We start from the raw sequence: 25,952 nt of genomic DNA on the forward strand, positions 1-25,952 counted from the left end.
CACCTCCACCCAAGGGACGCATGAACAACGCAGTGAACAGCAAGGTGCCGGACACCATCTGGTCCGGCACCTGGGTCGCCGAGCGCCTCGGGGTCGGACTCGTCGGCGACGAGAGCCTGACCGACCTCCTCGGTCTGGCCCTGCGCCGCAACCCCAAGCGGGCCCACCTCCTCGTCTCCAACGTGCTCGGCAAGCACGTACCGCAGTCACCGACGGTGGTGTACGGCCATGGCTTCGCCCTCGGCCGCCGGGTCCGCGACCTGCTCGGCGAAGAGGCGGCCACCGCGGTCGTCCTCGGCTACGCGGAGACGGCGACAGGCCTCGGCCACTCGGTCGCCGACGGCCTCGGCACGGCCCCCTACCTCCACTCCACCCGCCGCCCGGTCCCCGGAGTCGCCCAGGCGGGCGGCTTCGAGGAGTCCCACTCCCACGCGACCTCGCATCTGCTGCTGCCGGAGGACACGGGCCTGCTGGCGGGGGACGGTCCCCTGGTGCTGGTCGACGACGAGTTCTCGACGGGCAACACGGTCCTGAACACGATCAGGGACCTGCATGAGCGCTATCCGCGGGGACGGTACGTCGTGGTGGCCCTGGTGGACATGCGCTCGGAGGCGGACGCGGGCCGGCTGGAGGAGTTCGCGCGCGAGATCGACGCGAGGGTGGACCTGGTAGCGGCGGCTTCGGGCAACGTACGCCTGCCGGAGGGGGTGCTGGAGAAGGGGCAGGATCTTGTAGCGCGGTTCGAGGCCGCCAACCCAGGGGCGCGGGGAACCGCGCGACCAGCCCCCACCGACCCGCACCCGAAAGCGGACCGAATAGACCTCCACTGGCCCCACGGCCTCCCAGACGGCGGACGCCACGGCTTCACCCCCTCCCACCGAGCCCGCCTCGAAGCCGCCCTCCCCGAGATGACCGCCCGCCTCGCGGAGGCCATCCCGGCGGACGCCCACCGCATACACATCCTCGGCTTCGAAGAGCTGATGTACGCGCCACTGAGACTCGCCCGCGAGCTGGAGCAGGTCGCGCAAGGCGCCGAGATCACCTACTCCACCACCACCCGCTCACCCGTCCTCGCCGTCGACGACCCCGGCTACGCGATACGCAGCCGCATAGTCTTCCCGGCCCACGACACCCCCGCGGACGGCCCCGGCGACCGCTACGCGTACAACATCGCCGGCGCCGGTTTCGACGTGGTCGTCGCCGTGGTCGACTCCACCGCCGACACCCCCGAACTGCACGCCGCCGACGGCCTGTTGGCGCAGCTGGCCGAAACCGCCCCGCACATACTGCTCGCGGTCGTCCCGTCGTACGTCCCCGAAAGGCCCCCCATGCTCCCCGAGCCCCTCCGCGGCCCAGCCTTCTCCTCGTACGCCCCCGACGAGGTCGGCTGGCTGCTCCAGGACCTCTCGGACGTGACGCTGGAGGCGCCGACCGAGGAGCGCGAGGAGGCCATCCAGAGCGGCGGCGCACACTACGCGGAGTCGCTGCCGGTGGAGTACCAGCCCAGCGAGCAGTACCAACAGCTGTTCCACACGGCCCTGGACGAGTCCGCCACCCGCCTCGCGCAGGCCGTGGGCGCCGTGACCGAGATCGTCCTCGAAGAGCGCTCCCCCCGGCCCGTGCTCGTCTCGCTCGCCCGCGCCGGCACCCCCGTCGGCGTGCTGATGCGCCGCTGGGCCCAGTTCCGGCACGGCCTCGACCTTCCCCACTACGCCGTCTCGATCGTCCGCGGCCGCGGCATCGACGCCAACGCGCTGCGCTGGCTCGCCGCCCACCACGACCCGGCCGACGTCGTCTTCGTCGACGGCTGGACCGGCAAGGGCGCCATCACCCGCGAACTGGCCCAGGCCGTCAAGGAGTTCGAGGCAGCGGGCGGCGCCACCGGCTTCGACCCGGAGATCGCCGTCCTCGCCGACCCGGGCTCGTGCGTGAAGACGTACGGCACCCGCGAGGACTTCCTCATCCCCTCCGCCTGCCTCAACTCCACCGTCTCCGGCCTGATCTCCCGCACCGTCCTGCGCGCCGACCTCGTCGGCCCGCACGACTTCCACGGCGCGAAGTTCTACCGCGAACTCGCCGGCGCCGACGTCTCCGTGGACTTCCTGGACGCCGTCTCCGCCACCTTCCCCGAGGTCGTGGACGCCGTGGAGCAGCAGGTCAAGGAGCTGCTCTCCGGTGACCGCGAGCCCACCTGGGAAGGCTGGGCCGCCGTCGAACGCATCAGTGAGGAGTACGGCATCCACGACGTCAACCTCGTCAAGCCCGGCGTCGGCGAGACCACCCGGGTACTGCTGCGCCGCGTGCCCTGGAAGATCCTCGCGAAGGCCGGTGCGGGCGCCGACCTGGACCACGTACGGCTGTTGGCCGAGCAGAGAGGCGTACCCGTGGAAGAGGTCGCCGAACTCCCGTACACCTGCGTGGGGTTGATCCACCCCAAGTACACGCGGGGCGCGACCGGTGCCGACGGCAAGGCGGTGGCGGTCTGATGCCGGTGCTGGTGGCGAGCGACCTCGACCGTACCCTCATCTACTCCGCGGCGGCCCTCGCGCTGACCATGCCGGACGCGCGGGCGCCGCGGCTGCTCTGCGTCGAGGTCCACGAGAGCAGACCGCTGTCCTACATGACGGAGACGGCCGCCGGACTGCTCGCCGACCTCGGTGACGCGGCGGTGTTCGTGCCGACGACGACCCGGACCCGTAAGCAGTACCAGCGCATCAACCTGCCGGGCCCGCCCCCGAAGTACGCGATCTGCGCCAACGGCGGCCATCTACTGGTGGACGGCGTCACCGACGCCGACTGGCACGCGCGCGTGCAGGCACGGCTGGCCGACGAGTGCGCGCCGCTGGACGAGGTGCGCGAGCATCTGCTGCGCACCGCCGACCCCGTGTGGGTGCGCAAGCACCGGGTCGCCGAGGACCTCTTCGCCTACCTCGTCGTCGAGCGCGAGCTGCTGCCCGAGGACTGGGTCAAGGAACTCGCGGTCTGGGCGGAGAACCGCGGCTGGACGGTCTCCCTCCAGGGCCGCAAGATCTACGCCGTCCCGAAGCCGCTCACCAAGAGCGCCGCGATGAGGGAGGTGGCCCGCCGCACGGGCACCGAGCTGACACTGGCGGCGGGCGACTCGCTGCTGGACGCCGACCTGCTCCTGGCGGCGGACCGGGGCTGGAGACCGGGCCACGGCGAGCTGGCGGACGAGGGCTTCGCAGCACCGATGATCACGGCACTGCCCGAGCGGGGAGTACTGGCGGGCGAGCGAATCCTCAGGGAGTTCTTGAAAGCAACGCGGCAGTAGACGCCCTTCCTCAGGGGCGCGGGGAACTGCCCGACCAGCCACATCGGACCCGCACTCGACAACGCGCCCCTCTACCTAGCTACAACACCCACCGCCGCAGCAGCCGCCGCCCCCCTGAGGCGCCGGCGCTGCGGCACCACGCGCCGTACCCCCCACCGCGACCGCCGACAACAACTTCACCGTGTCCTCATGCCCCACAGGGCACGTGGCCGGCGCCGAGGACTCAGCCATCGGCCGGCTCAACTCAAACGTGTCGCCGCAGCTCCGGCAGCGGTACTCATAACGAGGCATGCGCACAGGCTAACCGTCAGTGCGGCCCAGCCCCCCGCTCGTCCCGGATCTGCGCGACCACCCGAGTCACCGACTGCCGCACCTCCTCCGTCTCCGTGAGGAAATGCCAGTAGTCCGGATGCCGCCCCTCCAGCGTGCCGATCGCCCGCTCCAGACGGGCCACCGCCTCGTCCAGCGGACGCGCGTGCCGGGGATCGGGTGTGTTCCGCCCCGACATGGCCAGCCGCTGCGCGTCCCGGATCGCGAACCGCGTCCGGTCGATCTCCTGCTGCGGATCCTTCTGCACGGCGTTCAGCCGACGCAGCCGGTCACCGGCGGCGGACACCGACTCGTCGGTGGAGTTCAGCAGCGCCCGCACGGTGGACAGCAACGCCGTCGCGTCCGGCCATCGCTGCGCGTCCCGCGCGGCCCGCGCCTCGGTGAGCTTCAGCTCGGCCTGCCGTACGTTCTCCGTGGCCTGGTCGGGAACCTGCTGGAGGTCTTGCCAGCAGGCCGCCGCGAAACGCCGCCGCAGCTCGCTGAGGACCGGCTCGACCTGACCGGCACGGGTGGTCAGCGCCTGCGCGCGCGTGCGCAGCGAGACCAGCCGGTGGTCGATCTCCGCGGCCTTCTCCGGCAGCCGCTCGGCCTCCACCCGGACCGTCTCGGCCGCACGGGCGACGCGCTCGGCACGCTCCAGGGTCTGCGGGATTCCATGCGCCCCGGCGCCCTGGTTCAGCTTGGTCAGCTCGGGGCCGAGGGCGGCCAGCCGGGCGGCGAGATCGTCGGCCCGCAGCCCCGACTGCCGTACCGCGTCCAGCGCGTTGGACGCCGCCAGCAGCCCCTGCCGGGCCCGCTCCACCGCCGGGGCGAGCCGGGCCAGCTGCGTCTCGGCCTTGCCGAGCAGCGGCCCGAGGCCGTCCGCGAACCGGTCGAGGTCCTGCTTGACCCGACCCAGCTCGTCCTTGGCGGCGGTCAGCTCGGTGCGCGCGCGGGCCGCGACCGACGCCTCCAGGTCATCCCGGTCGAGGTCGTGCGCGTCGACCGCGTTGATGTACTGGTGGCTGGCCTCGTCGATGCGCCGGCCCAACGCCTCGAAGTCGGAGACGGCCCGCCGGGCGGCGGGGGAGTCGTCGACGGCCGTGATGGTCTCTATCGAGATCCGCAGGTCGCGCTGGGCGGTGTCGAGCTCGTAGAACGCCGCCGCGGCGGCGTCCTTCGCGGCCTGCGCCTCGGCCCGCTGACTCTCGGCCCGGCCGCCGAACCAACGCCGGGTGCCGCCGCCGGCGAACGCGGCGGGCAGGGCGAGGGCGGCGACCAGCGGCAGGGCGAGAAGGGTGAGGGTGTCGCGCAGCGCGTGCTGCGCGCGTGGCACCGACGGCGAGTGCGGCTGTGCCGGCGAGTGCGGCTGCGCTGGTGTCGCCGTCACATCCCTCTCCCGTGCTGTCATCCGTCCGGCCCGGTGTCATTCTCCCACCGGTTAAGGACGAACACACGGGCCCGTTAGTTCGCGGTCCTGACGGTGACTTTGCCGTCACCGGTGTGCACGGATATGACGTGCGAGCTGGACTCGTCCCGCGGGACGGAGACATCCACCCCGCCGTCGCCGGTCTCGGTCGTGACCCGGTACGTCGACTCGGGCAGCTCGACGGTGACGGAGCCGTCCCCGCTCCGGGACTCCACCAGGTCCGGTACGGCGCCCAGTTCGAGGTGCACGGACCCGTCGCCGGTCTGGGTGCGCACCGTGCGCGAGGTGACCTCCGCGCGCACGGAGCCGTCCCCGGTCCTCAGGTCGAGCGGCCCGCTGGAGTCGGTGACCTGGACGGACCCGTCGCCCGTCCTGATGCTCAGCGCGGCCTCGAACCCCCGCGCCCGCACACTCCCGTCCCCGTCCTCCACCTTCACGGCGACTCCGCGCGGCACCTCGATCCGGTGCTTGGCCGCGCAGTCGGCGACCACGCCGGAGCAGTGCATCCGCAGCTTCAGCCGGTCGTCCTTCATGGACCAGGTCACCTCGGGGTCCCTGCCCAGCGCGACGGTCCCCTGGAACCACCGCGTGACCTCGACCGTCCCCGCCTTGGCGTCGTCGACGACGACTATCTCCAGCGCGGAGTCGTCCGAATCGACGGTGAGCGTGTCCCCGCGCAGCGCGAAGGCCCGCTGGTCAGGATCCTTGTCGTCCCCGGCGGAAGCCCCGCACGCACTGACGACCCCGACGAGCGCGACGGCCCCGACGGCGAGAACCACGCGGGCGGTGACGGAACGGGCCATGAGAATCTCCCCCTGAACGGACCGATGAGACCCCGCGCTGAACAGAACGCCGAGCCTCTTCGACCGTACGGACCAGACACCCACCCAGGGATCCGGGAACCTCCCGGATACGACCGGGGGAAAACCCCCGGAAGAACCCTGAGACACGAGACATCGGCCCGCCTCCCGACATGAGTTCCCGCGTCGTGTGCGTGTCCCTTTCCCGCGATGGTCGTTGAATGCGATGAAAGGATCTTCTGGAGGGTCGGGGGCGGCGGTGAGCGGGCTACGGGCGCTGAAGGACCCGTTCGTGGTGCCCGGCCCCACGGGGGTGGCGATCCGGACACGGCTGCGCGTGTCTGCGGTGGACGTGGCGGTCTTGACCGAAGTGGGCACGCTCCTCGGTTCGCTGGCCGCCGAAGATCTCGCGGAGCGATGCCGGCGAGGAGACACCCACGATGCCGCGTCCTGGGCCGCGCGGAAACGGAGGCTGACCAGGGCCTCGTCCGCTCGATGGGCGGGCAGCATCACCAAGGCCACGGACGAACAGTGGGCGCTGGCGAGGCGTGGCCAAGCCGGGGAAACCGCCTGGCTGAGGCGGGAGATCACCTCGATCGGAGCCAGGCTGGCCCGGCCACTGGGCGCGAAGGGCGACAAACGGGCCGGGCTGATGCGTGGGTACGCCACCCGGGCGGAATGGCAGGCCAAGTCCCGCCGCCGGTCCGCGCTCCAGGACCGGCTGACCGCCCTGGAGGCGGACTGGGCAGTGGGCCGGGTCCATGTGGTCCGAGGCGGCAAGAAGCTCGCGCAGCTCCGTCATCACCTGGGGGAAGCCGGGCTGAGCGGGGCGGAGTGGCGGGAGCGGTGGCGGGCCGCCCGGATGTTCCTTGCGGCGGACGGGGAATCGGGCAAGCGCTGTGGCAACGAGACGATCAGGGTCACGGACACCGGACAGCTCTCGATCAGGCTGCCCGCCGCTCTGGCCCACCTGGCGAACGCCCCGCACGGGCGGTACGTGCCGGACCTCTCCGTCGCGTTCACCCACCGGGCCGAGGAGTGGCGGGAGCGGATCGCCGCGGACCGGGCCGTGGCGTACCGCATCCACTTCGACGCCCCGCGCGGTCGCTGGTACCTGACCGCCTCCTGGAAGCGCGCAGCCGGCCCGCCGCTCCCACTCCGGACGGCCCTGGCTCGCGGTGTGCTCGCGGTGGACATGAACGACGACCACCTCGCGGCCTGGCGCCTCGACGCACACGGCAACCCCGTGGGTGCGCCTCGCCGTTTCTCCTACGACCTGACGGGTGATGCGCAGCACCGGGACGCCCAGATCCGGCACGCGCTGACCCGGCTGCTGCACCTCGCCCGCCGCAGTGGTGTGTCGGCGATCGCGGTGGAGGACCTTGACTTCGGCGTCGGCACGAGCAGGGAGCTGCACGGCCGGAACAAGCGTTTCCGCCGCTTGATCTCCCGCTTCCCGACAGCCGCGTTGAAGGCCCGCCTGGTGTCGATGGCCGCGGCCCAGGACATCGCGATCGTCGCGGTGGATCCGGCGTACACCTCCCGGTGGGGCACCCAGCACTGGCAGCGGCCACTGACCACCACCACCCGACAGCCCACGCGCCACGACACCGCGGCCGTGGCGATCGGACGGCGCACCCTCGGGCATCCGATCCGGCGACGGGCGGTACCGCCCCCGCACGACCAGCGAGATCGTGTGGGGCATCGGACCGCCCAGGCCGTTCCGGAGACTCGAAGGCGTGAGGAAACCCGCCCCCGCATCCCCGGACCACGGACCGGATCCGTGCCGCCCGAATGCGGAGCGAAAGCGGGCGACCAGCGTGCCCCACACCACTCGGGGTACGCGGCTGAGCGGGACGCACTTCCCGCCCGGTCCTCAGGAACGGCTGCTCCTGTCCGGCCCCGGGATACCGGTTTGCAGGGCAGCGCCCGGGACAATGTAGGCTGTCGGCCTGTCCCGGGTGCGTAGCTCAGTGGTAGAGCGCCTGCCTTACAAGCAGGATGTCGGCGGTTCGAAACCGTCCGCGCCCACCGGATTTGATGAGACCCCGGCCATGTGTGGCCGGGGTCTTCTTCGTTTTGTCAGTCCGGTCGGTTCTGTGTGTGCTTCAGGTTCATCCGTGCGTCGACCCGGTCTCCGGTCGCGACCTCCGCCCAGAAGCGGTGGCCGCTGACGAAGACGGCGAGTTCGTGTTCGCGTTGGCGGAGCTTTTCCACCTCGGCCTGTTCGTCGGGTGTCCAGCCGGGGGAGGCGGGGCGTTCCACCTTGCGCCAGCCCGCGGTGTCGCTGAAGCCGTCCAGGGGCTCGACCGACCAGGGCAGCCGTTTGAGCAGGGCCGACAGCTCGGCCCTGACCTGATGCAGCTCCTCCTGACCGGCGAGGAGGTCACTCGGAAAGTCATAGGTCGTAGGCACGGCACAATGCTACGCCTGTTCGATTTAGGGGTGCGAGTTTCTTGGGGTGGTTCATGCGAACGGGTGGGGCGTCCCGGGCGTCCCCTCGCGTCAGGCCCCTCGGGCGTGTGGAAGGCTGGTGCGGGTGATACGCCCCGCCCGTCTGACCCACCTGGACAGTCCCCTCGTCAACTTCCGGGACTTCGTCTTCTCCGAGCCTGGCGGACATGGGTATCGCTGGGTGCAGATCAAGCGTTTCCGGCTGCCGGCCGAGCCGCCAGGGGACCGTGAGCTGCTCGCCGGGCTGATCGCGCACCCCGAGTTCCGGGATCTCTACGACGGCTCCGGTGTCTGGCAGGAGCTGCGGCACGGGCGGTGGTGGGCGGACCGGATCAGTCCGGAGGCGTATGTGCCGGTTGACGCGGATGCCGCCGTCGGTGTCGTCCGGGGGTGGGCCGGTGGGCTCGGGCCGGTGCCTGACGCCCTCGACAGGCGGCTGGACGAGGTGGTCTACGGGCCCGTCCGCCGGGCCGCCGGCCGGTACGTCCTCGGTGAGCTTCCCGAGGACGCCCGGCACGACTACGTACCCGTCCACATCGAGTTCCACGAACTCGTCCTCGTCGACCGGACCCTCGGCGTCCTCTCCCTCGTGGTCGCGGCCGACGACTGACCGCCGTCCGCCAAGCCCTGCCTAGCGACCGGCGGCCCGTACCTCCCGCACCAGGCGTGCCGTCACCGGCGCCGGTACCCCGGAGCGTTCCGCCGCGCGGAGCAACGCCCCGCCGATCGCGTCGAGTTCGAGCGGGCGGCCCGCCTCGGCGTCGCGCTGCATGGAGGACTTGGTCTGCGGGGGGAACGCGTCGTAGCGGGCGAGGGAGGCGGCCGGGTCCGCCGGGCCGCCCGCCGCGCGGCTGATCGCGGCGGTCTCCTCGACCAGGGCCGTCAACTCGTCGCGGTGGGCCGTGCGCACTTCGCCCAGCGGCACCCCGTACCGCGTGGTCAGCAGGGCCAGCGGGGCCAGGAACGACATCTTCGCCCACAGCGCCGCCGTCTCGTCCGGCAGGACGCGGGTCGTCGGACCCGCGGCGCCGAGCGCATCGGCCAGCGACGACAGGCGTTCCTTGGCCACCCCGTCCCCCGTCAGGTCGATCTCGGCGAACGGGCTGCCGTGCTCGATCTCGCCCGGCGCCACCCGTGTCGACTCCGCCCGGATCACCGCCGGGGCCACCAGATCGGCGCGGTAGCGGGCGCGCAGCGCCTGCGGGTGCTCCACGCCGTTGAGGAACGGGACGAGGAGCGCGTCGCCCAGTGCCTCCGGCGGGACGCGGTTCAGGGCCGCGTCCAGTGTCGTGTGCTTGACGGCGACCAGGCAGACGTCCACCGGTGTGCGCAGCTCGGTGTCCGCCTCGACCTCGGCGGTGAAGTCGCCGAACACTGCGCTGCGGACCCGGATTCCGGTCGTCCGCAGGGCCTGGGCCGTCTCCTGACCGGCCAGGCAGATCACCCGGTGTCCGGCTCGGGCCAGCAGCCCGGCGAGCAGGCCGCCGATGCCGCCGGGGCCGAGTACGGCCACGGTGAGCCGGTCGCTGTCGTGGCTCTGATCGTCGTACGTCATGAGATGAAGTCCCTTCTCCGGTCGGCCCCTTGGACGGTGGCCGCCTCGGAAGGATCATCGCAGAGGGGGTGGAGGTTACGGCAGGCGCACGCTCGCCCCCGGTTCCAGCAGGTGGAGCCGGTCCGTCAGGCCCGCCTCCGCGAAGGCCTTGGTCAGGGTCGGTCCGTCCTGGGTGAAGTGGCCCCAGTGCTCGAAGTGCAGGGGTACGACGTGCCGGGCGCCCAGCAGCGTCGCCGCCTCCGCCGCCTGTGCGCTGGTCAGGGTGAGGGGCGCGTCCGGTACGAGGGGGGTGCGGGCGGCTCCCGCGAAGAGGATCGCCACGTCGACGGGGCCCTCGCGGTCGGCGATCTCCCGGACCAGGTCCAGGTCGGCGTTGTCGCCGCTGACGTACACCTTCGGCAGGCCCGGGCCGGACAGGACGAAGCCGGTGACCTCGCCGACGAGGGGTTCGGAGCCCTTGGGGCCGTGCAGGGCGGGAACGGCGGTGACGCGGACGTCGCCGACCTCGGTGTGCTCCCACGCGGTCAGGGCGTGGACGGGGGCGCCGAGTCGGCCGTGCGCGGAGGGCGTGGAGAGGACCACGGGGGCTGACATCGCCAACGTGCGGCCCGCTGTGTCCAGGTTGTCGGGGTGGTGGTCGTGGGAGAGCAGGACGGCGTCCACCGGGGGGAGGTCGGACGCCCGCACCGCGGGGCCGGTCGTCTTCACCAGGGTGCGGGTGCCGACGGGGTACTCGCCGGGCGCGTCGAAGGTGGGGTCGGTCAGCAGACGGACCCCGCCGAGCGTGATCAGGGAGGTCGGGCCGCCGACGTATTGGATCTCCACAGTGGTCATGTTCTGCACAATCCGGTGGAGGGCCCGCGCTATTCCTCGTGCCGGGCGACACTTGAGGCATGTGCCGCAGCATCAAGACCCTTCGCCCGCCCGTGTTGCCCGAGGAGGCGACCGAGGAGGAGATCCGGGCCGCCGCTCTCCAGTACGTGCGGAAGGTGTCCGGGTTCCGGGCGCCCGCCGCGCACAATCAGGAGGTGTTCGAGCGTGCGGTCGACGTGATCGCCGAGGCCACGGCCGAGTTGCTGGCCGGACTGGAAGTGCGCGGGGCCGCGCGGAAGGCCGGGTAGTTACGCGGGCTGGCGGCGCATCACGTACGCAGCTCCGGCGCCCGCGCCGAACAGGGCCAGTACCGACACGCCGGTCGCCAGCCAGGTCGTACCGAGCCACTGGGCGCCGTAGTAGCCGAGGGCGACGCTGTACGCCGCCCAGGCCAGGCCCGCCAGGGCGGACCAGGGCAGGAACTCGCGGATGCGGCGGTGTGCGGTGCCCGCGACGAAGGAGACGACCGAGCGGCCGGCGGGGGCGAAGCGGGCTACGACGACCAGGGCGCCGCCGCCGCGTGCGAGGGCGCCGCCGAGACGTTCCTGCGCGGTGGTCAGCCGGCGGGAGCGGGCGATGGCGCGGTCGAGGCGGTCGCCGCCGCGCCAGGCCAGGCGGTACGCCACCAGGTCGCCGAGGACGGAGGCGGTGGCGGCGCACAGGGTGAGGAGCAGGATGTCGGGGACGTCGGCCGGGACCTTGCCCGCCGCCGTGCCCGCGGCCGCCGCGGTGGCGGCCGTGATGACGAGGACGCCGCTGGGCAGGACCGGCAGGAACACGTCGAGCAGGACCGACGCGGCCACCAGCGCGTAGATCCATGGGCTGCCGGTCAGCGCGCCCATACTCCCGAAATTCTCGAACACCGTCACTCCCCGTTTTCCCCCGTAACAGCCATACAGCGTACGCGTGGGGTGTGACAGGAGGTTCATGGGGGCCTCGTGTGTCCGTCACGGCTTCTTCACCCGGGTGCCGTGTTCCGGCGTGTTCCGGCGGGCGGTGGGTTCGGGTGTGGCGTAGCACGGGAGGGGGTCGTCATCGCTGACATATGTGAGGAACGGGGCAGATCATGGTGGCAGGAATGTGCGTGGGTGCCGTCGCCGCGGCCGTGTTCGCGGCCGGTGCCGCCGGCACGCACGGCTACGAGATGCGGACGGACGCGCAGTTCGCGCCGCCCACCGCGTTCGTCCCGTCGGCCGCGGTGACGTACGACATGGGGCTTGTCCCGGCGGCCTCGTGGATCGAGGTGAGCCAGCGGGATGAGGAACTCGGGCCGACGACCGTGGGGTTGAAGGTGACGGGCTTCGTGCCCGGTCACGCGTACGGCGTCCAGGTGCACGAGAAGCCGTGCGGCGCCGATCCGGCCGCCGCGGGCGGGCCGTACCGGCACGAGCCCGCCACGGAGGCGGACCCCGGCGACGCCGGTAACGAGGTGTGGCTCGACTTCACCGCCGACGCGCGGGGCGCCGGTGAGGCCATGGCCCGGCACGACTGGGGGTTCCGGCGGGGTGAGGCGTCCTCGGTGGTCGTTCAGGACGCGCCGGGCGCGAAGGGCGCGCGCGTGGCCTGCTTCACCGTGCCGTTCGGGTGGACGACGGTCTGAGACGGGAACGGCGCCCCTCCCGGGTGGGGAGGGGCGCCGTCGTGGTGCGGGGCGGGGTGGATCAGGCCGCCACGGGGGTCTTCTCCGCGGCGGGGCGCTCGGTGGCGGCCGGCGTGCCTTTCCGGCTGAACAGCCGGTCGAGGCCGAAGGCGCCGGAGCCGGTGAAGACCAGCAGCAGAAGGGCCCAGCAGAACATCGCCGAGGCCTCGCCGCCGTTCTCCATCGGCCACAGGGCGGCGGGCTGGTGGACCTTGAAGTACGCGTAGGCCATCGAGCCCGAGGCGATGAACGCGGCGGCACGGGTGCCGAGGCCGAGCAGGACGAGGGAGCCGCCGACGAGCTGGATCACGGCCGCGTACCAGCCGGGCCAGGTGCCGGCCGGGATCGGGTCGCCGCCGAGGAGGCCGAAGAGCGAGGCGGCGCCGTGGCAGGCGAAGAGCAGTCCGACGACGATGCGGAACAGGCCGAGGGCGTACGGCTGGGCGCTGTCGAGGCGTCCGGTCATGGGGGGTACTCCTACGGTCGGGCCGGTCCGTGGGGAGGGCCGGTCTGGGGGACGGAACCGTTCGAGCACTCCACGGTAGGCGCGCCTAATCAATGCTTGCAAGTTCAACATTTGGCCATGAGTTTGCTTCCGCTTGAGATTCCGTTTCGCTCGAAGCCGCACGTAGAGCGGTCCGTAGCGCCTCCCTCGCCACCGCGTCCGCGTCCGAAAGCATGACCGAATCCACACCCGGCCGGGCGCCCGCCGCGGTCACCCAGTGCACCCCTTCCGTCGGCACCCCGAACGCGAACCTCCTTGTGTGGACGGCACCTTGACGGTCGATCAGGCGGTACGGCCGCGCGGTGACGTCGAGTCCGCCGGTCTCGTACCCGTCGACCGTGTGCGGCCGGCACTGCCCGGTCTCCAGGAGCCGGGCGAGAAGGGGATCGGCGGTGCGTCGAAGGTCCGGTTCCGGTAGCCGTGCCTCTATGAGAGTTGTCACGGAGACGGCGGACCCGGGGACATCGGGGGAGTGCGCCACCCAAGTCCCCTCCCGCTCCATGACCTCCAGCCGTGGCCCCACCACCTCCACCACGCCCGCCTCCATCAGCGCCACCAGCTCCTCGATGCGGCGGCGGGGCGGGCCGATGGAGAGGAAGGCGTTGAGCGGGGTGTACCAGCGGTCCAGATGGTCGCGGCGCGAGACGCCGGTGAGACCGCCGTGGTCGACGATCAGACGGAGCTCGTTGCGCAGGTCGCGCAGCACGTCCAGGGCCGCCTTGAGGGGGCCGTCCACATTGCCGAGGGCGGCCTGCGCGGCGTCCTCGCGCAGCTGCGCCAGCAGCCAGTCGCGCCACTGGCCGGGGTGTGCGAAGCCGCTTCCCGCGTACGGCCGGGAGACGCGTTCCCAGCTCCAGCGCTCGGCGTGCGGTACACCGAACTCGTCGAGGATGAGGGCCTCTTGGGGGTGACCGTGCGGGACGGCGAGGAAGCGGTCGGTGAAGCCGGGGTGCCGGGTCAGGGCCGCGTAGTAGACCGTCTCGACCTCCTTGGCCGCGAGCGGCCATATCTCCGCGAGGAAGTCGGGTGCCTCGCCCGAGTCGGCGCGTTTGCGGAAGCCCGCTATGACCTCCGGAGTGAGGACGAGCGGCGTGTGCCGGCCGTACGGGCCCTTCGCGTTGTCGCCGCGCGCCTGGTACGGGATGCCGCGCCGGGAGCCCGCGTGCAGACGGGGTTCGCGGCCGGAGGGGAGATAGCGCAGTCCTCGGGGGCCGGTTTCGAAGCGGCCGCCGCGACCGGTCGTCAACAGGGCGGTGTGGTCGAAGAAGTTGAGACCGAGGCCGCGCAACAGCACCGGTTCGCCGGGGGAGATGGCGGAGAGGTCGACGTCGGCCGGGTTGGCGGGCGGGACGTGGCGCAGGCCGTGGCGTGCGGCGTACGCCGATATGCGCCGTTCCTCGGGGCCGGCGAGCGTGGGCAGATGGCCCTGGGTGAGGACGACGGCGGTGAGGCCGTTCAGGGTGCGGCCGTTGTCCAGGGTGAGGGTCTGCCCGCCGTCGGCGGTGTCGTCGAGGCGGGTCGCGCGGGCCGTGTGGGTTCGGACGCGCACGGTGGGCGGGGCCTCGCGGACGGTGCGGGCGAACACCCACTCCAGGTAGCGGCCGTAGTGGGCGCGGGTCGGGTACGCGTCCGGGCCGAGCTCGCCGGCCGCCCACTCGTACAGGCTGGGGCCGGGCCGGATCGGCCCCGAGCAGTCCACGCTGTCGTCGGTGAACAGCGTCACCTGGCAGGCGACGGTGTTCATCAGCAGCTCGGGTGACTGCGAGGTGCGCCAGACGCTTCCGGCGCCGGGTGGCGCGGGGTCGACGAGGTGCACGGTCAACTCGGCCCCGGGTGGGAGGAGTTCGGGGGCCGAGGCGCACAGCCGCTCAAGGACGCTGGTGCCTCGTGGTCCGGCGCCGACCACGGCGAGGGAGAAGGACGACGATTCCGTGGCCGGTGCAGACAAAAGGGTGACTCCCGGGCGTGTGGGGCGCTTGGCGGGTGGTCGGCCGCTGGAAGCGGACGGTCCGCCTCATCATGCCGTGCCCTCACTCGGACGTGAGTACCGCGTCCGTCACCGTCCTCAGGACGCCCTTCCCTCGTGCCTGTTCCAGCCGCAGCCGCGCCGAACGCCCGCGCAGCGTCAGTGTCATGAGCTGGTTGCCGAACCAGGGGCCGCCGGTCCGCCGCCACTTCACCGACGGGCGCGCACAGCCGCCGTGCGCGGCGAAACGGCGGCCCAGGACACGGGCCACCGCACTCCAGCCGAAGCGGAAGCCCAGGCGTATGTGGAGCGGGATGGAGTTGTGGACCGGCGAGCAGGTCAGCTGGAGCACCCGGGCGTCCGGACCCCCGCCGGAGCGCCAGGCCGGCTCGGCCACGTACGCGTGGTGCACGTCCCCGGAGAGCACCAGCACCGTCGCCGGCGCCCCCGGCCCGGAGCCCGCCTCGGCGATCAGGTCGGCCAGCGCGTCGAAGGACGCCGGGAACGCCGCCCAGTGCTCCAGATCCGCCCGGCGCCGCAGATCCTCCCCGAACCGAGCCCAGCGGGCCCCGCGGTCCCCCCGGCACAGGGCCGCGTTCCATGCCTCGGCGTCGTGCACGAGGTGCGGCAGCAGCCAGGGCAGGGAGGTGCCGAGGAGGAGATGGTCGTACGACTCCTTGTCGGTGAGGACCTGTTCCCGCAGCCAGGCCGCCGCCCCGGGGTCGAGCATCGCCCGGTGCTCCTCGTCCAGGACGCGGGCCGCGCGGGTGTCCACCATCAGCAGCCGCACCCGTCCGAAGTCGCGCCGGTAACTCCAGCGCACCGAGGCGGGATCGGTGTCGGCCTTGCCGGCGAAGGCGCGCAACTCATCGGTTCCGTCGGGGGTCCGGCGGACGGCGGCGTAGAGCGGGTCGGCGGCGAGTTCGGCCGGGGACAGGTTCCCGAGGTGCTGGTGCACCCAGTACGACATCAGGCCGCTCAGCAGCCGTTCCCGCCACCACGGGGTGGCCCGCATGTCCTCCACCCAGGCGGCCGAGGTGTTCCAGTCATCTATCACGTCGTGGTCGTCGAAGATCTGGCAACTGGGCACGGTGGACAGCAGCCAGCGGATCTCCGGGTCCAGCCAGGACTCGTCGTAGAGGCGCGTGTACTCCTCGTAGTCCGCGACCTGGCTGCCCGGCGGATCGCTCAGATCGCGGCGGGCGGCGAGCCAGCGGCGGGTGGCGGGGGAGGTCTCGTCGGCGTAGACCTGGTCGCCCAACAGCACGAGCACATCCGGGCGTTCACCGTCCGGGTCGGCCGCGATCCGGGCCGCGAGGGTGTCCAGCGCGTCCGGGCCCACGGGGTCCTTCTCGCCGTCCGGCGGGGCGGCCCAGCGGCAGGAGCCGAAGGTGACGCGGACGGTGTCGCCGTCGGCCGGGGTGCGGATCACCGAGTCGGGGAACGGGGAGCGGGGCAGCGGCCACACCCGGGTGCCGTCCAGGAACACCTCGTACGCCGTCGAGGTCCCGGGGGTCAGGCCGGTCACCGGGATCAGCGCGTAGTAGTGGCCCGCGATCTGGAAGGTGTGCTCCTGCCCGCGGGTGCCGTCCGCGCAGCGCACCTCGGCGGTGCACGGACGGCTCGCCTCGACCCACACGGTCGCGGACGAGCCGTCGGCGTACCTCAGCAGTGGTCCCAGCCGCAGTTCGGCCACGGTCCAGCGCCCTCCCTCATGGTCGGGTTCGCCTCCGGGGCGCCTCAGCGCCCCTTCGGCTCGCCCTTCGACGTCGCCCCGTACGGTACGGAACGACGGGGGAGGTTGGGGAGGGTCCGGATCAGCAGGCGCTCAGGTAGCTGGTGAGCGCGCTCTTCTCGGCGGAGTCGATCGAGAGGTCGTAGTAGTACTTCACCTGGACCCAGGCGCGGACGTAGGTGCAGCGGTACGAGGTGACCGACGGCATCCACTCGGCCGGGTCCTGGTCGCTCTTGGACTGGTTGACGTTGTCGGTGACCGCGATGAGCTGGGGGCGGGTGACGTCGTTGGCGAAGGCCTGGCGCTGCGCGGTGGTCCAGGCGCTCGCGCCCGAGTCCCAGGCCTCGGCGAGCGGGACCAGGTGGTCGATGTCGAGGTCGGAGGCGGCGGTCCAGGTGGCGCCGTCGTACGGGGAGTACCAGCTGCCGCTGGTGGCGGTGCAGGCGGAGTTGGTGACGACGTTGGAGCCGTCCCGCTTGAGGATGTACTCCCGGGTATTGCAGGTGCCGCTGATGGTGATCCACGTCGGGAACAGGTCCCGGTTGTAACCGGTGCGGTTCTCGGTGGCCACGGTGAGCGAGGCGAGGTAGGTGCGGGCGGTGGCGGCGCTGACCGGCGTCGGGAGGGCGGCGGAGGCGGTCGGACCGTTGAAAAGTCCGACCGAGGCTATGAGACCGGTGAACGCCGCGAGTATGCTCAGCCGTCGACGCGCGTAGAACTTCGGCATGCGAACTCCCTGGGGGTGTGGGGGTGTTGAGGCGTGCGGGCGAAGGAATGCTCGCCGCGCCGTGTTGCGGGGAGATGTGCGTTGGGTGAGAAGTTAGTGACGCGTACATGACATGACAAGCTTTACGGCGAAACGATCTCGTATGATGGTCGGAGTTGAAGGGGAGTAGCTCTTCGCCGGACCGTCGACATACTGCTCAGCTCGTCTGAGCCGGCGCCCGGAGGCGGGTCCCTTGCGGACCTCGCCAGCGAGACCTTCGGCAAGCAGTGCACTGACCGTGTGCTGCCATGCCGAGGTGTCGTTCTGCGGTATCACTCTCGGTGGGGCAGCCCGACCGATTGAGGAACCTTGATCAGCTTCACCGTCACGGCCGTCGTCTTCGGCGTCGTCTTCCTTGCCGAGCTCCCGGACAAGACCGCCCTCGCCGGGCTGGTGCTCGGCACCCGGTACCGCGCGTCCTACGTCTTCGCCGGGGTCGCCGCCGCCTTCGCCCTGCATGTCGCGCTCGCCGTGGCTGCCGGCAGTGTGCTCACGCTGCTGCCGCAGCAGATCGTGCACGCGATCACCGGTGTGCTGTTCCTGGGTGGCGCGGCCGTCCTGCTGAGGAACAAGGACGAGGGCGACGAGGAGATCCGACGCCCCGAGAACCAGTCCTTCTGGAAGGTCGCCGGGGCCGGGTTCATGCTCATCCTCGTCGCCGAGTTCGGTGATCTGACGCAGATCATGACCGCGAATCTCGCCGCCCGCTACGACGACCCGCTCTCCGTCGGCCTGGGAGCCGTGCTCGCGCTCTGGGCCGTGGCCGGACTCGGCATCGTCGGCGGAAAGGCCCTGATGAAGCGGGTGCCGCTGACGCTCATCACCAAGATCGCGGCCGTGCTGATGCTGGCACTCGGGGTGTGGAGCCTGTGGGAGGCCGTGAGCGCGTGAGCTGAGCGTGGGAGCTGAACGCTGAGTGAACTGTTCCGGGAGACGGTGGCGGGATCATGGTCGCGTTTTGTACCGTGGAGAAACAAAGTGGCTCCCGCCCGTTTTCCCTGACCGGCGGGCGGGGCCGCCTTGTCCCGCCGGGCGACCCCCGGTTCTCCCCGCGCCTTGGAGCTGCCGATGACGGCCACCGCCGTGCCCACCGTGCTCACCGCCCGTGCCCTGCTGCTGGACATGGACGGCACCCTCGTGAACTCCGACGTCGTCGTCGAACGCTGCTGGCGGCGCTGGGCCGAGCGGCACGGGCTGGACGGCGACGAGGTCATGAAGGTCGTCCACGGGCGGCAGGGGTACGCCTCCATGGCGCTGCTGCTGCCCGACCGGCCCATGGCGCAGAACCACGCCGACAACGCGCGCATGCTCGCCGAGGAGACCGCCGACATGGACGGCGTGGTCGCCATCCCCGGCGCGGAGGCCTTCCTGGCCTCACTGGCCGGGGTGCCGCACGCCCTGGTGACCTCCGCCGACGTTGCCCTGTCCACCGCCCGGATGGCCGCGGCGGGGCTCGCGCTGCCCGAGGTGCGGATCACCGCGGAGAGCGTCGGCGCGAGCAAGCCCGACCCCGAGGGGTTCCTCAAGGGCGCCGCCGAACTCGGTGTGGCGCCCTCGGGGTGCGTCGTCTTCGAGGACTCCGGGGCGGGGATCGCGGCGGGGCGTGCCGCGGGGATGCAGGTGGTGGGGGTCGGGCCGCGGGCCGACTTCCATGAGCCGGACGTGGTGGTGCGGGATCTCGCGCAGGTGCGGGTGGAGGCTTTGGGGGATGGGCGGGTTCGGCTTTATATCGGGTGACGGTGTGTTTTGAGGTGGGGGGTGGCTCGGCTTTGGGGTGGGGGCTCGGCTTTGGGGCGGGTGGCTCGGCTTTGGGTTGAGCGGCTTGGCTGTGAGGTGGGGTGTTACGGCTCTGTCGTTTCTGATTCGAGCTGTTGCCTCGTCGCCAGGTCGTAGACCCCGTACTCCGTCACCTGGACGCCCCGCGCCCACTGGTAGCGGGTGACCGCGTCCTCCACGCCCTCGTTGTAGTGGCCGCTCGCCTTCCTCGGGTAGAGGCCCAGCTGGGTCAGGCGCAGTTCCAGTTCCACCACCTCGTCGCCCTGAGCGCCTCGGCGCAGCACGGGTGGGGTGCTCTCCCGGGACGTGCTGGAGTTGTCCGCCGTGTCGGTGGGGGTGCTCGTCGTCGCGGTCGCCGTGGGCTTCTCGGAGGGCGACGACGGGGTCGGGGAGGCGCTGGAGCGGGACGGTGACGGGGACGCGGACTTCGACGGGCTCGCGCTCGCGGACGGGGACGCCGAGGTCGGCCCGGCCGATGCCGTGCTCGTCGACGGGGGCGCCTGTGCCGAACTGGTCGACGCGTCCGGAACGCTCGCCCTGACCCCCTCGGGCAGTGCGGTGTCGCGCTGCGGGGTGTCGTACGAGAGCAGGCCGCTCGCCAGACCGGCCGCCGCGATCACCGCCACGAGGGCGGCGGCCGAGGCCACGATCAGGGTGCGGCGGTTGGGCGTGCGGGTGGGCGTGGGGGTGTCTTCGCCGGGGGTGTCTTCGCCCGGGGTGCCTTCGCCCCGGGTGCCTTCGCCCCGGGTGCTTTCGCCGGGGTGCGGAGCGTTCTCGAAAAGGCTCAGGTCCGTGGTGCTGGGCGGGGGCGGTGCGGATATCGGGCGCAACTGCATCGTCGCGTCGGGGGGCGGGGTGAGGGTGGGGGTGGCGGCCTCGGGGGCTTCGCCGTCCAGGTCCACGTACGGACGTATGCGCAGCGGATCAAAGTCCTCCGCCGCCGCCTGTGCCGCCTCGCGCGCGTCGCGCAGGGCGTCGGACGCCCGCCGGGTGCACCCGCAGGACGGGGTGTTGTCGGCCCCCCTGGGTGCCCCGCACTCCGGGCAGAGGTGGCCCTTCGACTCCGTCATGTGTTCGTCCCTCCCCTCGCGAACTCCAGAGATTATGCAGACCTTCTTCACACCCGTCTCCCGCCAACCCCCGGAATAACGGCTTCCAACAGGACTCGACAGGCCATAAGTGGTCACACCGACCACGATGGAGTCGTAACGAATCTCACGGGAGGTCTTTCATGGCCGCGGATGCGCACGCTATGACGGGAAATGTGCGGGACGCGCGAGACGAGCACGTGCCCGGGAACGTCCTCGTGTCTATCGGGGCGTTGCTTCTCGGGATGCTGCTCGCCGCGCTGGACCAGACGATCGTGTCGACCGCGCTGCCGACCATCGTCAGTGACCTGGGCGGCCTTGAGCATCTGTCGTGGGTCGTCACCGCGTATCTGCTCGCCTCCACGGCCGCGACCCCGCTGTGGGGCAAACTCGGCGACCAGTACGGGCGCAAGAGGCTGTTCCAGACCGCGATCGTGATCTTTCTGATCGGGTCGGCGCTGTGCGGGATGGCGCAGAACATGCCCCAACTCATCGCGTTCCGGGCGCTTCAGGGGCTCGGGGGCGGTGGGCTCATGGTGCTGTCCATGGCCATCGTCGGCGACCTCGTGCCGCCGCGGGAACGTGGACGCTACCAAGGGCTGTTCGGCGCGGTGTTCGGGGCGACGAGTGTGCTCGGGCCGCTGCTGGGCGGGGTGTTCACCGAGCATCTGAGCTGGCGGTGGGTCTTCTACGTCAATCTGCCCGTCGGCGTGGTGGCGCTTGCCGTCATCGCCGCCGTGCTGCGGATTCCGCGCAAGGCGACCCGCCATGTCATCGACTATCTGGGGACGTTCCTGATCGCGTCCGTCGCCACGTGTCTCGTGCTCGTCGCGTCCCTCGGTGGCACCACGTGGGGGTGGGGGTCGCCGCAGATCATCGGGCTGGCCGTGCTCGGGGTCGTGCTGGGTGTCGCCTTCGTGGCGGTGGAGCGGCGGGCGGTGGAGCCCGTGCTGCCGTTGAAGCTGTTCCGCATTCGGACGTTCGCGTTGTCCGCCGTGATCAGCTTTGTCGTGGGGTTCGCCATGTTCGGCGCCATGACTTATCTGCCCACCTTCCTTCAGGTCGTGCAGGGCGTCTCGCCGACCATGTCCGGTGTGCACATGCTGCCGATGGTGTTCGGGCTGCTGCTGTCGTCGACCGCGTCCGGGCAGATTGTCAGCCGCACCGGGCGGTGGAAGGTGTTCCCGATCGCGGGCACCGCGGTCACCACGATCGGGCTGCTGCTGCTCCACCAGCTCGACGAGGGCAGTTCCACCTGGGTCATGAGCAGCTACTTCTTCGTGTTCGGGCTGGGGCTCGGGCTCGTCATGCAGGTGCTGGTGCTCATCGTGCAGAACGCCGTGTCGTACGAGGACCTCGGCGTCGCCACGTCCGGGGCGACCTTCTTCCGGTCGATCGGGGCGTCGTTCGGGGTCGCCATCTTCGGCACGGTGTTCACGAACCGGCTCGGGGACAAGCTGGCGGACGCGTTCGCAGGGGGGCGGTTGCCGGGTGGGGTGACCGTCGAGGGGCTGGAGGCCGATCCTCGTGACATCGCGAATCTGCCGGCTGCGTTGCGGCCGGCCGCGCTGCACGCGTACGCCTCGTCGATCACGGATGTCTTCCTGTACGCCGCGCCTGTGGCCTTGTTGGGGTTCGTGCTGGCCTGGTTCCTCAAGGAGGATCGACTGCGGGCGTCGGTCACCGCGCCGGACGTGACGGAGACGCTGGCCAGCAATCCGGTGGAACGGTCTTCTTACGACGAGGTGTGCCGGGCGTTGTCGGTGCTCGGTACGCGCGAGGGGCGGCGGGAGATCTATCGGACGATCACTGATCGGGCGGGGTACGACCTGTTGCCCGGGGCGAGTTGGCTGCTGCTGCGGATCAACAAGTACGGGTCGGTGGAGCCGGGGGCGCTCGCCGCGGGGAGTTCTGTGCCGTTGCAGGTCGTCATCGCCGCGGCTCGGCAGGTGGAGGAGCGGAGGCTGGCGGTGCGGTCGGGGGTGGATCTGGTGCTGACCGCGGAGGGGGTGCTGGTCGCGGAGCGGCTTGCGGCGGCGCGGGAGGAGTCGTTGGCGGAGCTGCTGGGGGACTGGTGGGGGGCTGATCGGCCTACCGATCTGGTCCAGTTGGTGGGCGAGTTGAACGCGGAACTGTGCGGGTCGGACCGGGAGCAGCCGCAGAACGGGGCGGTCGTGGCAGGGGGCGAGTGACCTGGTGACCCGGTGACCTGGTGACCGGTGGGCGCGGTTCGGTTTCGTCGTGGGTCGGGGCCGCGCCGGGGGGTGTCCGTCCTCGGAACGGCGCGAAATCGGTCACCTACAAAGGGCCCCCGCGCTGACGCGCCAACCGCTGCGGGCGGACACCCCCCGACACGTCCCCTCACCGCCGTACGCGCCTGCGGCTCGTGCCGCCCAGGGACGCGGGCAACTGCGCCACCAGCCACGACGCACCCGCAGTCGGGCGACGGATACGGGTGCCCCCTAGCCTTCACGCGCCGGTCCGGGCCACGCCGCCAGGGGCCCGGGGAACTGCGCGACCAGCCACGACGCATCCGCAGTCGGGCGACGGGGGTGCGGATGCTCCCTAGCCTTCACGCGCCGGTCCGGGCCACGCCGCCAGGGGCGCGGGGAACTGCGCGACCAGCCACGGCGCATCCGCAGCGGGGCGATGGGGGTTGGGTGCTCCCTCGGCTTCATACGCCGGTGTGGGCCACGTCCCCAGGGGCGCGGGGAACTGCGCGATCGGCCACGACGCATCCGCAGTCGGGCGACGGGTGTGGGTGCGTCGTGGCCTTCACTCGCCGGTGTGGGCTACGTCCTCAGGGGGGCGGGGAACTGCGCGACCAGCCACGGCGCATCCGCAGCGGGGCGATGGGGGTTGGGTGCTCCCTCGGCTTCATACGCCGGTGTGGGCCACGTCCCCAGGGGCGCGGGGAACTGCGCGACTGGCCACGACGCACCCGCAGTCGCCCGGCGGGCTCTCGTGGGCGTTGCTGTTTGAGGGGCTCGGTCGGGGCTACTCGTAGCGCATGACAACTGGCGTGATCATCGCTCTGATCGTGATCGTGGCGGCCGTCGTCGTGGTGGCGGTCGTCCTGGCCCGGCGCAAGCCCGGTGGGCGGGACCTGAAGCGGCGCTTCGGGCCCGAGTACGACCGGGTCGTCGCCCGGCATGACGGGGACTCGCAGGCTGCCGAGCGCGAGCTCGCCGAGCGCGTGGACAAGCACGGGTCGCTGCGTGAGCGGGACCTGGAGCCCGCGCAGCGGCAGGAGTACGAGGCTCGGTGGGCGGCCGCCCAGGAGCGGTTCGTCGAGTCGCCCCGAGAGGCGGTGGACGAGGCGGACCGGCTCCTCGGTGAGGTGGCCGGAGCCCGCGGGTTCCCCGACGGGAAGCAGTACGAGGAGCAGCTCGCCGCCCTGTCCGTGCATCACGCGGACCATGTGCACGGCTACCGGCGTGTGCACCGCGCGGCTCATACGCGCGGCGGCACGGAGGACGGTGCGCAGGGCGGCACCGAGGAGATGCGCGAGGCCATGGTCGAGGCCCGGGCCCTGTTCGAGGAGTTGGTGGGTGCCGGTGGGCGGCGTGAGGCGGCTGGTCACCGGACCGTGCGCAATGACGGTCACGGCCATCAGCCGTGGACGTTCACCCGGCGTCAGGCGAAGGGGAGTTGAGAGGCATGACGGATGCCATGAGCGGTCGGGGTGCCGAGAGCGTCCCGCAGCGGGGCCAGGGGGACGGTTCGCCCCTCGTGGCCGGGCACGAGGGCGAGGGACGCGGCCTGGACAACGGGCCCGGCCTGGGCAAGGGACGTGAGAAGGCTCCCCTGGTCGCCGACCATGAGGGCGCGGGGCGTGAGGCCCATGAGGGCAAGCTGCTCGCCGATGAGCAGTGCGACAAGCTCTCCGGGCAGTTGCAGCACGCCATGACCGGGTTCGTGGACGGGCCCCGGGCCGCCGTAGAGGAAGCCGACCATGTGCTCGAAGAGGTCGCCTCGCGGTTCACGGACGCCATGGACCAGCGGCGGCGCACGCTGCGGCAGTCCTGGCAGGGGGCCCGGCACACGGACGGCCCCACGGCCGGCGACGGCGGCTCCGGTGACACCGAGCAGCTTCGGCTCGCCCTGCGTGACTACCGCGAGCTCACGGAGCGGCTACTGCGACTCTGAGCGGCCCGACTCCGCCCGGCGCTCCCGCCACTGGCGTACGACCTCTTCGATGTCGTACGGCTTCATACCCAGCGGGGGGCCGGGCGGTGGCCTGTGCATCATGGCGCGGATCTTGACGTTGACGTCGGTGATCAGTTTGCGGACCGTGTGTTCCGAAGCGGCCGTGCGGGCGGCGGCCAGGGTGTCCTCGGCCTCTTTGCGCAGGGCCAGGGACGGGGGGAGTGCGGACAGGCCCTCGCGGGCCATCTTGCGTTTGATCCACCAGAGTTCGTCGTAGGGCGTGTACAGCTCCGGTGGCAACGGCTCGCCTGTGCCGGGGAGTCGGTCGAAGTCGCCGCGGCCCTGCGCGTCTCGGATCTGTTTGTCGACCCAGGACTCGAACGGGACGCCGGGTGGCTTTCGCTCGGTCATGCGTCCATTGTGCCGGACGCGATGGGGCCGGGCGATTTATCATGCGGCCGCTGTGCAAGGACACTTGCTCAGGAACGGTTCAGGAACTGCAAAGGGAGCGCACGTGCTCGAACTCACCATGGCCGCCGTCTCCGCGGCGGAGGAGGGTGCCACGGCCGGCATGCTCATGGCCGACGCGCCCAGCGAGCCGGGCGCACTGCTGCGGGTGGGCCGCGACAAGACCGTGTGCCGGCTGGCGACGCCCGACGACTGGCTGTTCGTCTCCCGGGTCCATCTGGAGTTCCTGTGCGGGCCGGAGGGCACGTGGCAGGTGACGTGGCTGCGCGGGTCGCAGGCCGAGCCGTCGAGCGAGGTGCGGCTGACCATCGGTGAGTACGCCCAGCCGCTGGCCTACGGGGGGAGCGTGCCGCTGCCCCGGGGCGGCAGCGGCGAGATCGTCGTCGTGGACCGCACCGCCCCGCGCAGCGTCAACGTCGGCTTCTATCACGAGGTCTGAGCGCCGGGCGGGCTCCGCCGGGGGCTACGACTCCACTCGCGCCAGCGCGAAGCCGTCGTAGCCCTTCGCCCCCACCGTCTGGATCGCCGTGGCGGTCACGCGGGGGTGTGAGCCGAGGAGTTCGAGGGCGGCGCGGGTTCCGGTGACGTCGGGGGTGGTGTCGTCCGGGTCGGCCACCCGGCCGCCTCGTACGACGTTGTCCACGATGATCAGGCTGCCCGCGCGGGTCAGCTTCAGGGCCCACTCCACGTAGTGCGGGTTGTTCGCCTTGTCCGCGTCGATGAAGACCAGGTCGAAGGGGGGCGGGTGCTCGTCGGCCAGGAGGGGGAGGGTGTCGAGGGCCGCGCCCACCCGGATCTCCACGAGCTTGTCCAGGCCGGCCCGGGCGATGTTCCCCGCGGCGACCTCGGCGTGCCGCGGGCTGTACTCCAGGGAGACCAGTCGGCCGTCGGCGGGCAGGGCGCGGGCCAGCCAGATGGTGCTGTAGCCGGCCAGGGTGCCGATCTCCAGGATCCGCCGGGCGCCCTGGATCCGGGCCAGGAGCTGGAGCAGCTTGCCCTGCGGGGCGGAGACGGCGATCGGCGGGAGCCGGGCCGCGTCGCTGTCGCGGAGGGTGGCTGTCAGTGCTTCGTCGTCGGGTGCGAGATGGGTGGCGAAGTAGGCGTCCACGGCTTCCCAGCGCTGCGACTCGCTCATGCGACCTCATTCG

26 protein-coding genes and 1 tRNA gene are annotated in these 25,952 nt (G+C 71.7%); 13 read left to right on the forward strand and 14 right to left on the reverse strand.

The window, feature by feature from the left end; all coding sequences use genetic code 11:
• Positions 1–20: 20 nt before the first annotated feature.
• Together OG866_RS30675 and OG866_RS30680 are read left to right on the forward strand one after the other, a co-directional pair.
• Positions 21–2,486: a phosphoribosyltransferase gene (locus tag OG866_RS30675; protein WP_329339687.1), complete on the forward strand. Its 2,466-nt coding sequence runs from the start codon at positions 21–23 to the stop codon at positions 2,484–2,486.
• Positions 2,486–3,292, forward strand: a complete 807-nt coding sequence (locus OG866_RS30680) for an HAD family hydrolase (RefSeq protein ID WP_329339689.1) — start codon at positions 2,486–2,488, stop codon at positions 3,290–3,292. The genes OG866_RS30675 and OG866_RS30680 overlap by 1 nt, the downstream gene beginning before the upstream one ends.
• A gap of 75 nt (positions 3,293–3,367) precedes the next feature.
• On the opposite strand, the gene OG866_RS30685 is transcribed toward OG866_RS30680, so the two are convergent.
• The 3 genes from OG866_RS30685 to OG866_RS30695 form a co-directional block, all read right to left on the reverse strand.
• Positions 3,368–3,583, reverse strand: a complete 216-nt coding sequence (locus tag OG866_RS30685; RefSeq protein WP_329339690.1) for an FmdB family zinc ribbon protein — start codon at positions 3,581–3,583, stop codon at positions 3,368–3,370.
• A 16-nt stretch (positions 3,584–3,599) separates the two neighbouring features.
• Positions 3,600–4,991 (reverse strand): hypothetical protein, encoded by a 1,392-nt coding sequence (locus OG866_RS30690; protein WP_329339692.1) that lies wholly within the window; start codon positions 4,989–4,991, stop codon positions 3,600–3,602.
• A gap of 74 nt (positions 4,992–5,065) precedes the next feature.
• The gene (locus OG866_RS30695) at positions 5,066–5,833 is read right to left on the reverse strand and encodes a DUF4097 family beta strand repeat-containing protein (protein WP_329339694.1); all 768 of its coding nucleotides are present in this window, start codon (positions 5,831–5,833) and stop codon (positions 5,066–5,068) included.
• Between the two features lie 223 nt (positions 5,834–6,056).
• Here OG866_RS30695 and OG866_RS30700 point away from each other — a divergent pair, with 223 nt between their 5' ends.
• Positions 6,057–7,799 (forward strand): IS200/IS605 family accessory protein TnpB-related protein, encoded by a 1,743-nt coding sequence (locus OG866_RS30700; protein WP_443063587.1) that lies wholly within the window; start codon positions 6,057–6,059, stop codon positions 7,797–7,799.
• Positions 7,790–7,861, forward strand: a tRNA-Val gene (locus tag OG866_RS30705). The genes OG866_RS30700 and OG866_RS30705 overlap by 10 nt, the downstream gene beginning before the upstream one ends.
• Positions 7,862–7,912: 51 nt before the next feature.
• Here OG866_RS30705 and OG866_RS30710 read toward each other — a convergent pair.
• Positions 7,913–8,245 carry a hypothetical protein gene (locus OG866_RS30710; RefSeq protein WP_329339696.1) on the reverse strand — a complete coding sequence of 111 codons (333 nt, stop codon included), beginning with the start codon at positions 8,243–8,245 and terminating at the stop codon, positions 7,913–7,915.
• Positions 8,246–8,363: 118 nt separating this feature from the next.
• Here OG866_RS30710 and OG866_RS30715 point away from each other — a divergent pair, with 118 nt between their 5' ends.
• A complete protein-coding gene (locus tag OG866_RS30715; RefSeq protein WP_329339697.1) occupies positions 8,364–8,894 on the forward strand; it encodes a hypothetical protein in 531 nt (176 codons plus the stop codon).
• A 21-nt stretch (positions 8,895–8,915) separates the two neighbouring features.
• On the opposite strand, the gene OG866_RS30720 is transcribed toward OG866_RS30715, so the two are convergent.
• On the reverse strand, positions 8,916–9,839 hold the full coding sequence (locus OG866_RS30720; protein ID WP_329339699.1) for a ketopantoate reductase family protein: 924 nt from the start codon (positions 9,837–9,839) through the stop codon (positions 8,916–8,918).
• Positions 9,840–9,914: 75 nt separating this feature from the next.
• Positions 9,915–10,673, reverse strand: coding sequence for an MBL fold metallo-hydrolase (locus tag OG866_RS30725; protein ID WP_329339701.1), 759 nt, complete (start codon positions 10,671–10,673; stop codon positions 9,915–9,917).
• Between the two features lie 59 nt (positions 10,674–10,732).
• Between OG866_RS30725 and OG866_RS30730 the strand changes: the two genes are divergently transcribed.
• Positions 10,733–10,960, forward strand: a complete 228-nt coding sequence (locus OG866_RS30730; RefSeq protein ID WP_329339703.1) for a DUF2277 domain-containing protein — start codon at positions 10,733–10,735, stop codon at positions 10,958–10,960.
• On the opposite strand, the gene OG866_RS30735 is transcribed toward OG866_RS30730, so the two are convergent.
• On the reverse strand, positions 10,961–11,554 hold the full coding sequence (locus OG866_RS30735; protein WP_329344380.1) for a DedA family protein: 594 nt from the start codon (positions 11,552–11,554) through the stop codon (positions 10,961–10,963). It abuts the gene before it with no gap.
• Positions 11,555–11,778: 224 nt separating this feature from the next.
• On the opposite strand from OG866_RS30735, the gene OG866_RS30740 reads away from it, so the two are divergent.
• Complete coding sequence (locus tag OG866_RS30740) at positions 11,779–12,312, forward strand: superoxide dismutase family protein (protein ID WP_329339705.1); 534 nt, start codon at positions 11,779–11,781, stop codon at positions 12,310–12,312.
• A gap of 61 nt (positions 12,313–12,373) precedes the next feature.
• Here OG866_RS30740 and OG866_RS30745 read toward each other — a convergent pair whose 3' ends face one another.
• From OG866_RS30745 to OG866_RS30760, 4 genes are all read right to left on the reverse strand, one after another.
• Positions 12,374–12,817 (reverse strand): DoxX family protein, encoded by a 444-nt coding sequence (locus OG866_RS30745; protein WP_329339707.1) that lies wholly within the window; start codon positions 12,815–12,817, stop codon positions 12,374–12,376.
• A gap of 85 nt (positions 12,818–12,902) precedes the next feature.
• Positions 12,903–14,804, reverse strand: coding sequence for an FAD/NAD(P)-binding protein (locus tag OG866_RS30750; RefSeq protein ID WP_329339709.1), 1,902 nt, complete (start codon positions 14,802–14,804; stop codon positions 12,903–12,905).
• Between the two features lie 82 nt (positions 14,805–14,886).
• Entirely contained in the window at positions 14,887–16,518 is a 1,632-nt protein-coding gene (locus tag OG866_RS30755) for an alkaline phosphatase D family protein (protein WP_329339711.1), read from the reverse strand.
• 121 nt (positions 16,519–16,639) lie between these two features.
• Positions 16,640–17,284 carry an HNH endonuclease family protein gene (locus OG866_RS30760; protein ID WP_329339713.1) on the reverse strand — a complete coding sequence of 215 codons (645 nt, stop codon included), beginning with the start codon at positions 17,282–17,284 and terminating at the stop codon, positions 16,640–16,642.
• A 348-nt stretch (positions 17,285–17,632) separates the two neighbouring features.
• Between OG866_RS30760 and OG866_RS30765 the strand changes: the two genes are divergently transcribed.
• Both OG866_RS30765 and OG866_RS30770 read left to right on the forward strand, forming a co-directional pair.
• Entirely contained in the window at positions 17,633–18,214 is a 582-nt protein-coding gene (locus tag OG866_RS30765; RefSeq protein WP_329339714.1) for a TMEM165/GDT1 family protein, read from the forward strand.
• A 177-nt stretch (positions 18,215–18,391) separates the two neighbouring features.
• Positions 18,392–19,060: an HAD-IA family hydrolase gene (locus OG866_RS30770; protein ID WP_329339716.1), complete on the forward strand. Its 669-nt coding sequence runs from the start codon at positions 18,392–18,394 to the stop codon at positions 19,058–19,060.
• A 104-nt stretch (positions 19,061–19,164) separates the two neighbouring features.
• Here the strand turns inward: OG866_RS30770 and OG866_RS30775 are convergent, their stop codons facing one another.
• A complete protein-coding gene (locus tag OG866_RS30775) occupies positions 19,165–20,169 on the reverse strand; it encodes a peptidoglycan-binding domain-containing protein (RefSeq protein ID WP_329339718.1) in 1,005 nt (334 codons plus the stop codon).
• Between the two features lie 161 nt (positions 20,170–20,330).
• Between OG866_RS30775 and OG866_RS30780 the strand changes: the two genes are divergently transcribed.
• From OG866_RS30780 to OG866_RS30790, 3 genes are all read left to right on the forward strand, one after another.
• Positions 20,331–22,379 (forward strand): MDR family MFS transporter, encoded by a 2,049-nt coding sequence (locus tag OG866_RS30780; RefSeq protein ID WP_329339720.1) that lies wholly within the window; start codon positions 20,331–20,333, stop codon positions 22,377–22,379.
• Positions 22,380–23,197: 818 nt separating this feature from the next.
• Complete coding sequence (locus OG866_RS30785; RefSeq protein WP_329339721.1) at positions 23,198–23,842, forward strand: hypothetical protein; 645 nt, start codon at positions 23,198–23,200, stop codon at positions 23,840–23,842.
• Between the two features lie 5 nt (positions 23,843–23,847).
• Positions 23,848–24,336 carry a hypothetical protein gene (locus tag OG866_RS30790; protein ID WP_329339722.1) on the forward strand — a complete coding sequence of 163 codons (489 nt, stop codon included), beginning with the start codon at positions 23,848–23,850 and terminating at the stop codon, positions 24,334–24,336.
• Here OG866_RS30790 and OG866_RS30795 read toward each other — a convergent pair.
• On the reverse strand, positions 24,322–24,747 hold the full coding sequence (locus tag OG866_RS30795; protein WP_329339724.1) for a J-domain-containing protein: 426 nt from the start codon (positions 24,745–24,747) through the stop codon (positions 24,322–24,324). The two genes, OG866_RS30790 and OG866_RS30795, sit on opposite strands and share 15 nt — an antisense overlap.
• A gap of 103 nt (positions 24,748–24,850) precedes the next feature.
• Here OG866_RS30795 and OG866_RS30800 point away from each other — a divergent pair, with 103 nt between their 5' ends.
• Entirely contained in the window at positions 24,851–25,243 is a 393-nt protein-coding gene (locus OG866_RS30800; protein WP_329339725.1) for a hypothetical protein, read from the forward strand.
• Positions 25,244–25,267: 24 nt separating this feature from the next.
• Here OG866_RS30800 and OG866_RS30805 read toward each other — a convergent pair whose 3' ends face one another.
• Positions 25,268–25,939 carry an O-methyltransferase gene (locus tag OG866_RS30805; RefSeq protein ID WP_329339727.1) on the reverse strand — a complete coding sequence of 224 codons (672 nt, stop codon included), beginning with the start codon at positions 25,937–25,939 and terminating at the stop codon, positions 25,268–25,270.
• Between the last annotated feature and the right edge of the window lie 13 nt (positions 25,940–25,952).

Origin of the sequence: Streptomyces sp. NBC_00663, from assembly GCF_036226885.1 — a bacterium.
In the GTDB taxonomy this organism is placed as follows: Bacteria; Actinomycetota; Actinomycetes; order Streptomycetales; family Streptomycetaceae; genus Streptomyces.

Excerpts from the sequence above, each read along its gene's own strand:
- OG866_RS30675 (WP_329339687.1), top strand. The coding sequence starts at position 21 with ATGAACAACGCAGTGAACAGCAAGGTGCCGGACACCATCTGGTCCGGC.
- OG866_RS30680 (WP_329339689.1), top strand. The coding sequence starts at position 2,486 with ATGCCGGTGCTGGTGGCGAGCGACCTCGACCGTACCCTCATCTACTCC.
- OG866_RS30685 (WP_329339690.1), bottom strand. The coding sequence starts at position 3,583 with ATGCCTCGTTATGAGTACCGCTGCCGGAGCTGCGGCGACACGTTTGAG.
- OG866_RS30695 (WP_329339694.1), bottom strand. The coding sequence starts at position 5,833 with ATGGCCCGTTCCGTCACCGCCCGCGTGGTTCTCGCCGTCGGGGCCGTC.
- OG866_RS30700 (WP_443063587.1), top strand. The coding sequence starts at position 6,057 with ATGAAAGGATCTTCTGGAGGGTCGGGGGCGGCGGTGAGCGGGCTACGG.
- OG866_RS30720 (WP_329339699.1), bottom strand. The coding sequence starts at position 9,839 with ATGACGTACGACGATCAGAGCCACGACAGCGACCGGCTCACCGTGGCC.
- OG866_RS30725 (WP_329339701.1), bottom strand. The coding sequence starts at position 10,673 with ATGACCACTGTGGAGATCCAATACGTCGGCGGCCCGACCTCCCTGATC.
- OG866_RS30730 (WP_329339703.1), top strand. The coding sequence starts at position 10,733 with ATGTGCCGCAGCATCAAGACCCTTCGCCCGCCCGTGTTGCCCGAGGAG.
- OG866_RS30735 (WP_329344380.1), bottom strand. The coding sequence starts at position 11,554 with ATGGGCGCGCTGACCGGCAGCCCATGGATCTACGCGCTGGTGGCCGCG.
- OG866_RS30740 (WP_329339705.1), top strand. The coding sequence starts at position 11,779 with ATGGTGGCAGGAATGTGCGTGGGTGCCGTCGCCGCGGCCGTGTTCGCG.
- OG866_RS30745 (WP_329339707.1), bottom strand. The coding sequence starts at position 12,817 with ATGACCGGACGCCTCGACAGCGCCCAGCCGTACGCCCTCGGCCTGTTC.
- OG866_RS30760 (WP_329339713.1), bottom strand. The coding sequence starts at position 17,284 with ATGCCGAAGTTCTACGCGCGTCGACGGCTGAGCATACTCGCGGCGTTC.
- OG866_RS30770 (WP_329339716.1), top strand. The coding sequence starts at position 18,392 with ATGACGGCCACCGCCGTGCCCACCGTGCTCACCGCCCGTGCCCTGCTG.
- OG866_RS30775 (WP_329339718.1), bottom strand. The coding sequence starts at position 20,169 with ATGACGGAGTCGAAGGGCCACCTCTGCCCGGAGTGCGGGGCACCCAGG.
- OG866_RS30780 (WP_329339720.1), top strand. The coding sequence starts at position 20,331 with ATGGCCGCGGATGCGCACGCTATGACGGGAAATGTGCGGGACGCGCGA.
- OG866_RS30785 (WP_329339721.1), top strand. The coding sequence starts at position 23,198 with ATGACAACTGGCGTGATCATCGCTCTGATCGTGATCGTGGCGGCCGTC.
- OG866_RS30790 (WP_329339722.1), top strand. The coding sequence starts at position 23,848 with ATGACGGATGCCATGAGCGGTCGGGGTGCCGAGAGCGTCCCGCAGCGG.
- OG866_RS30795 (WP_329339724.1), bottom strand. The coding sequence starts at position 24,747 with ATGACCGAGCGAAAGCCACCCGGCGTCCCGTTCGAGTCCTGGGTCGAC.
- OG866_RS30805 (WP_329339727.1), bottom strand. The coding sequence starts at position 25,939 with ATGAGCGAGTCGCAGCGCTGGGAAGCCGTGGACGCCTACTTCGCCACC.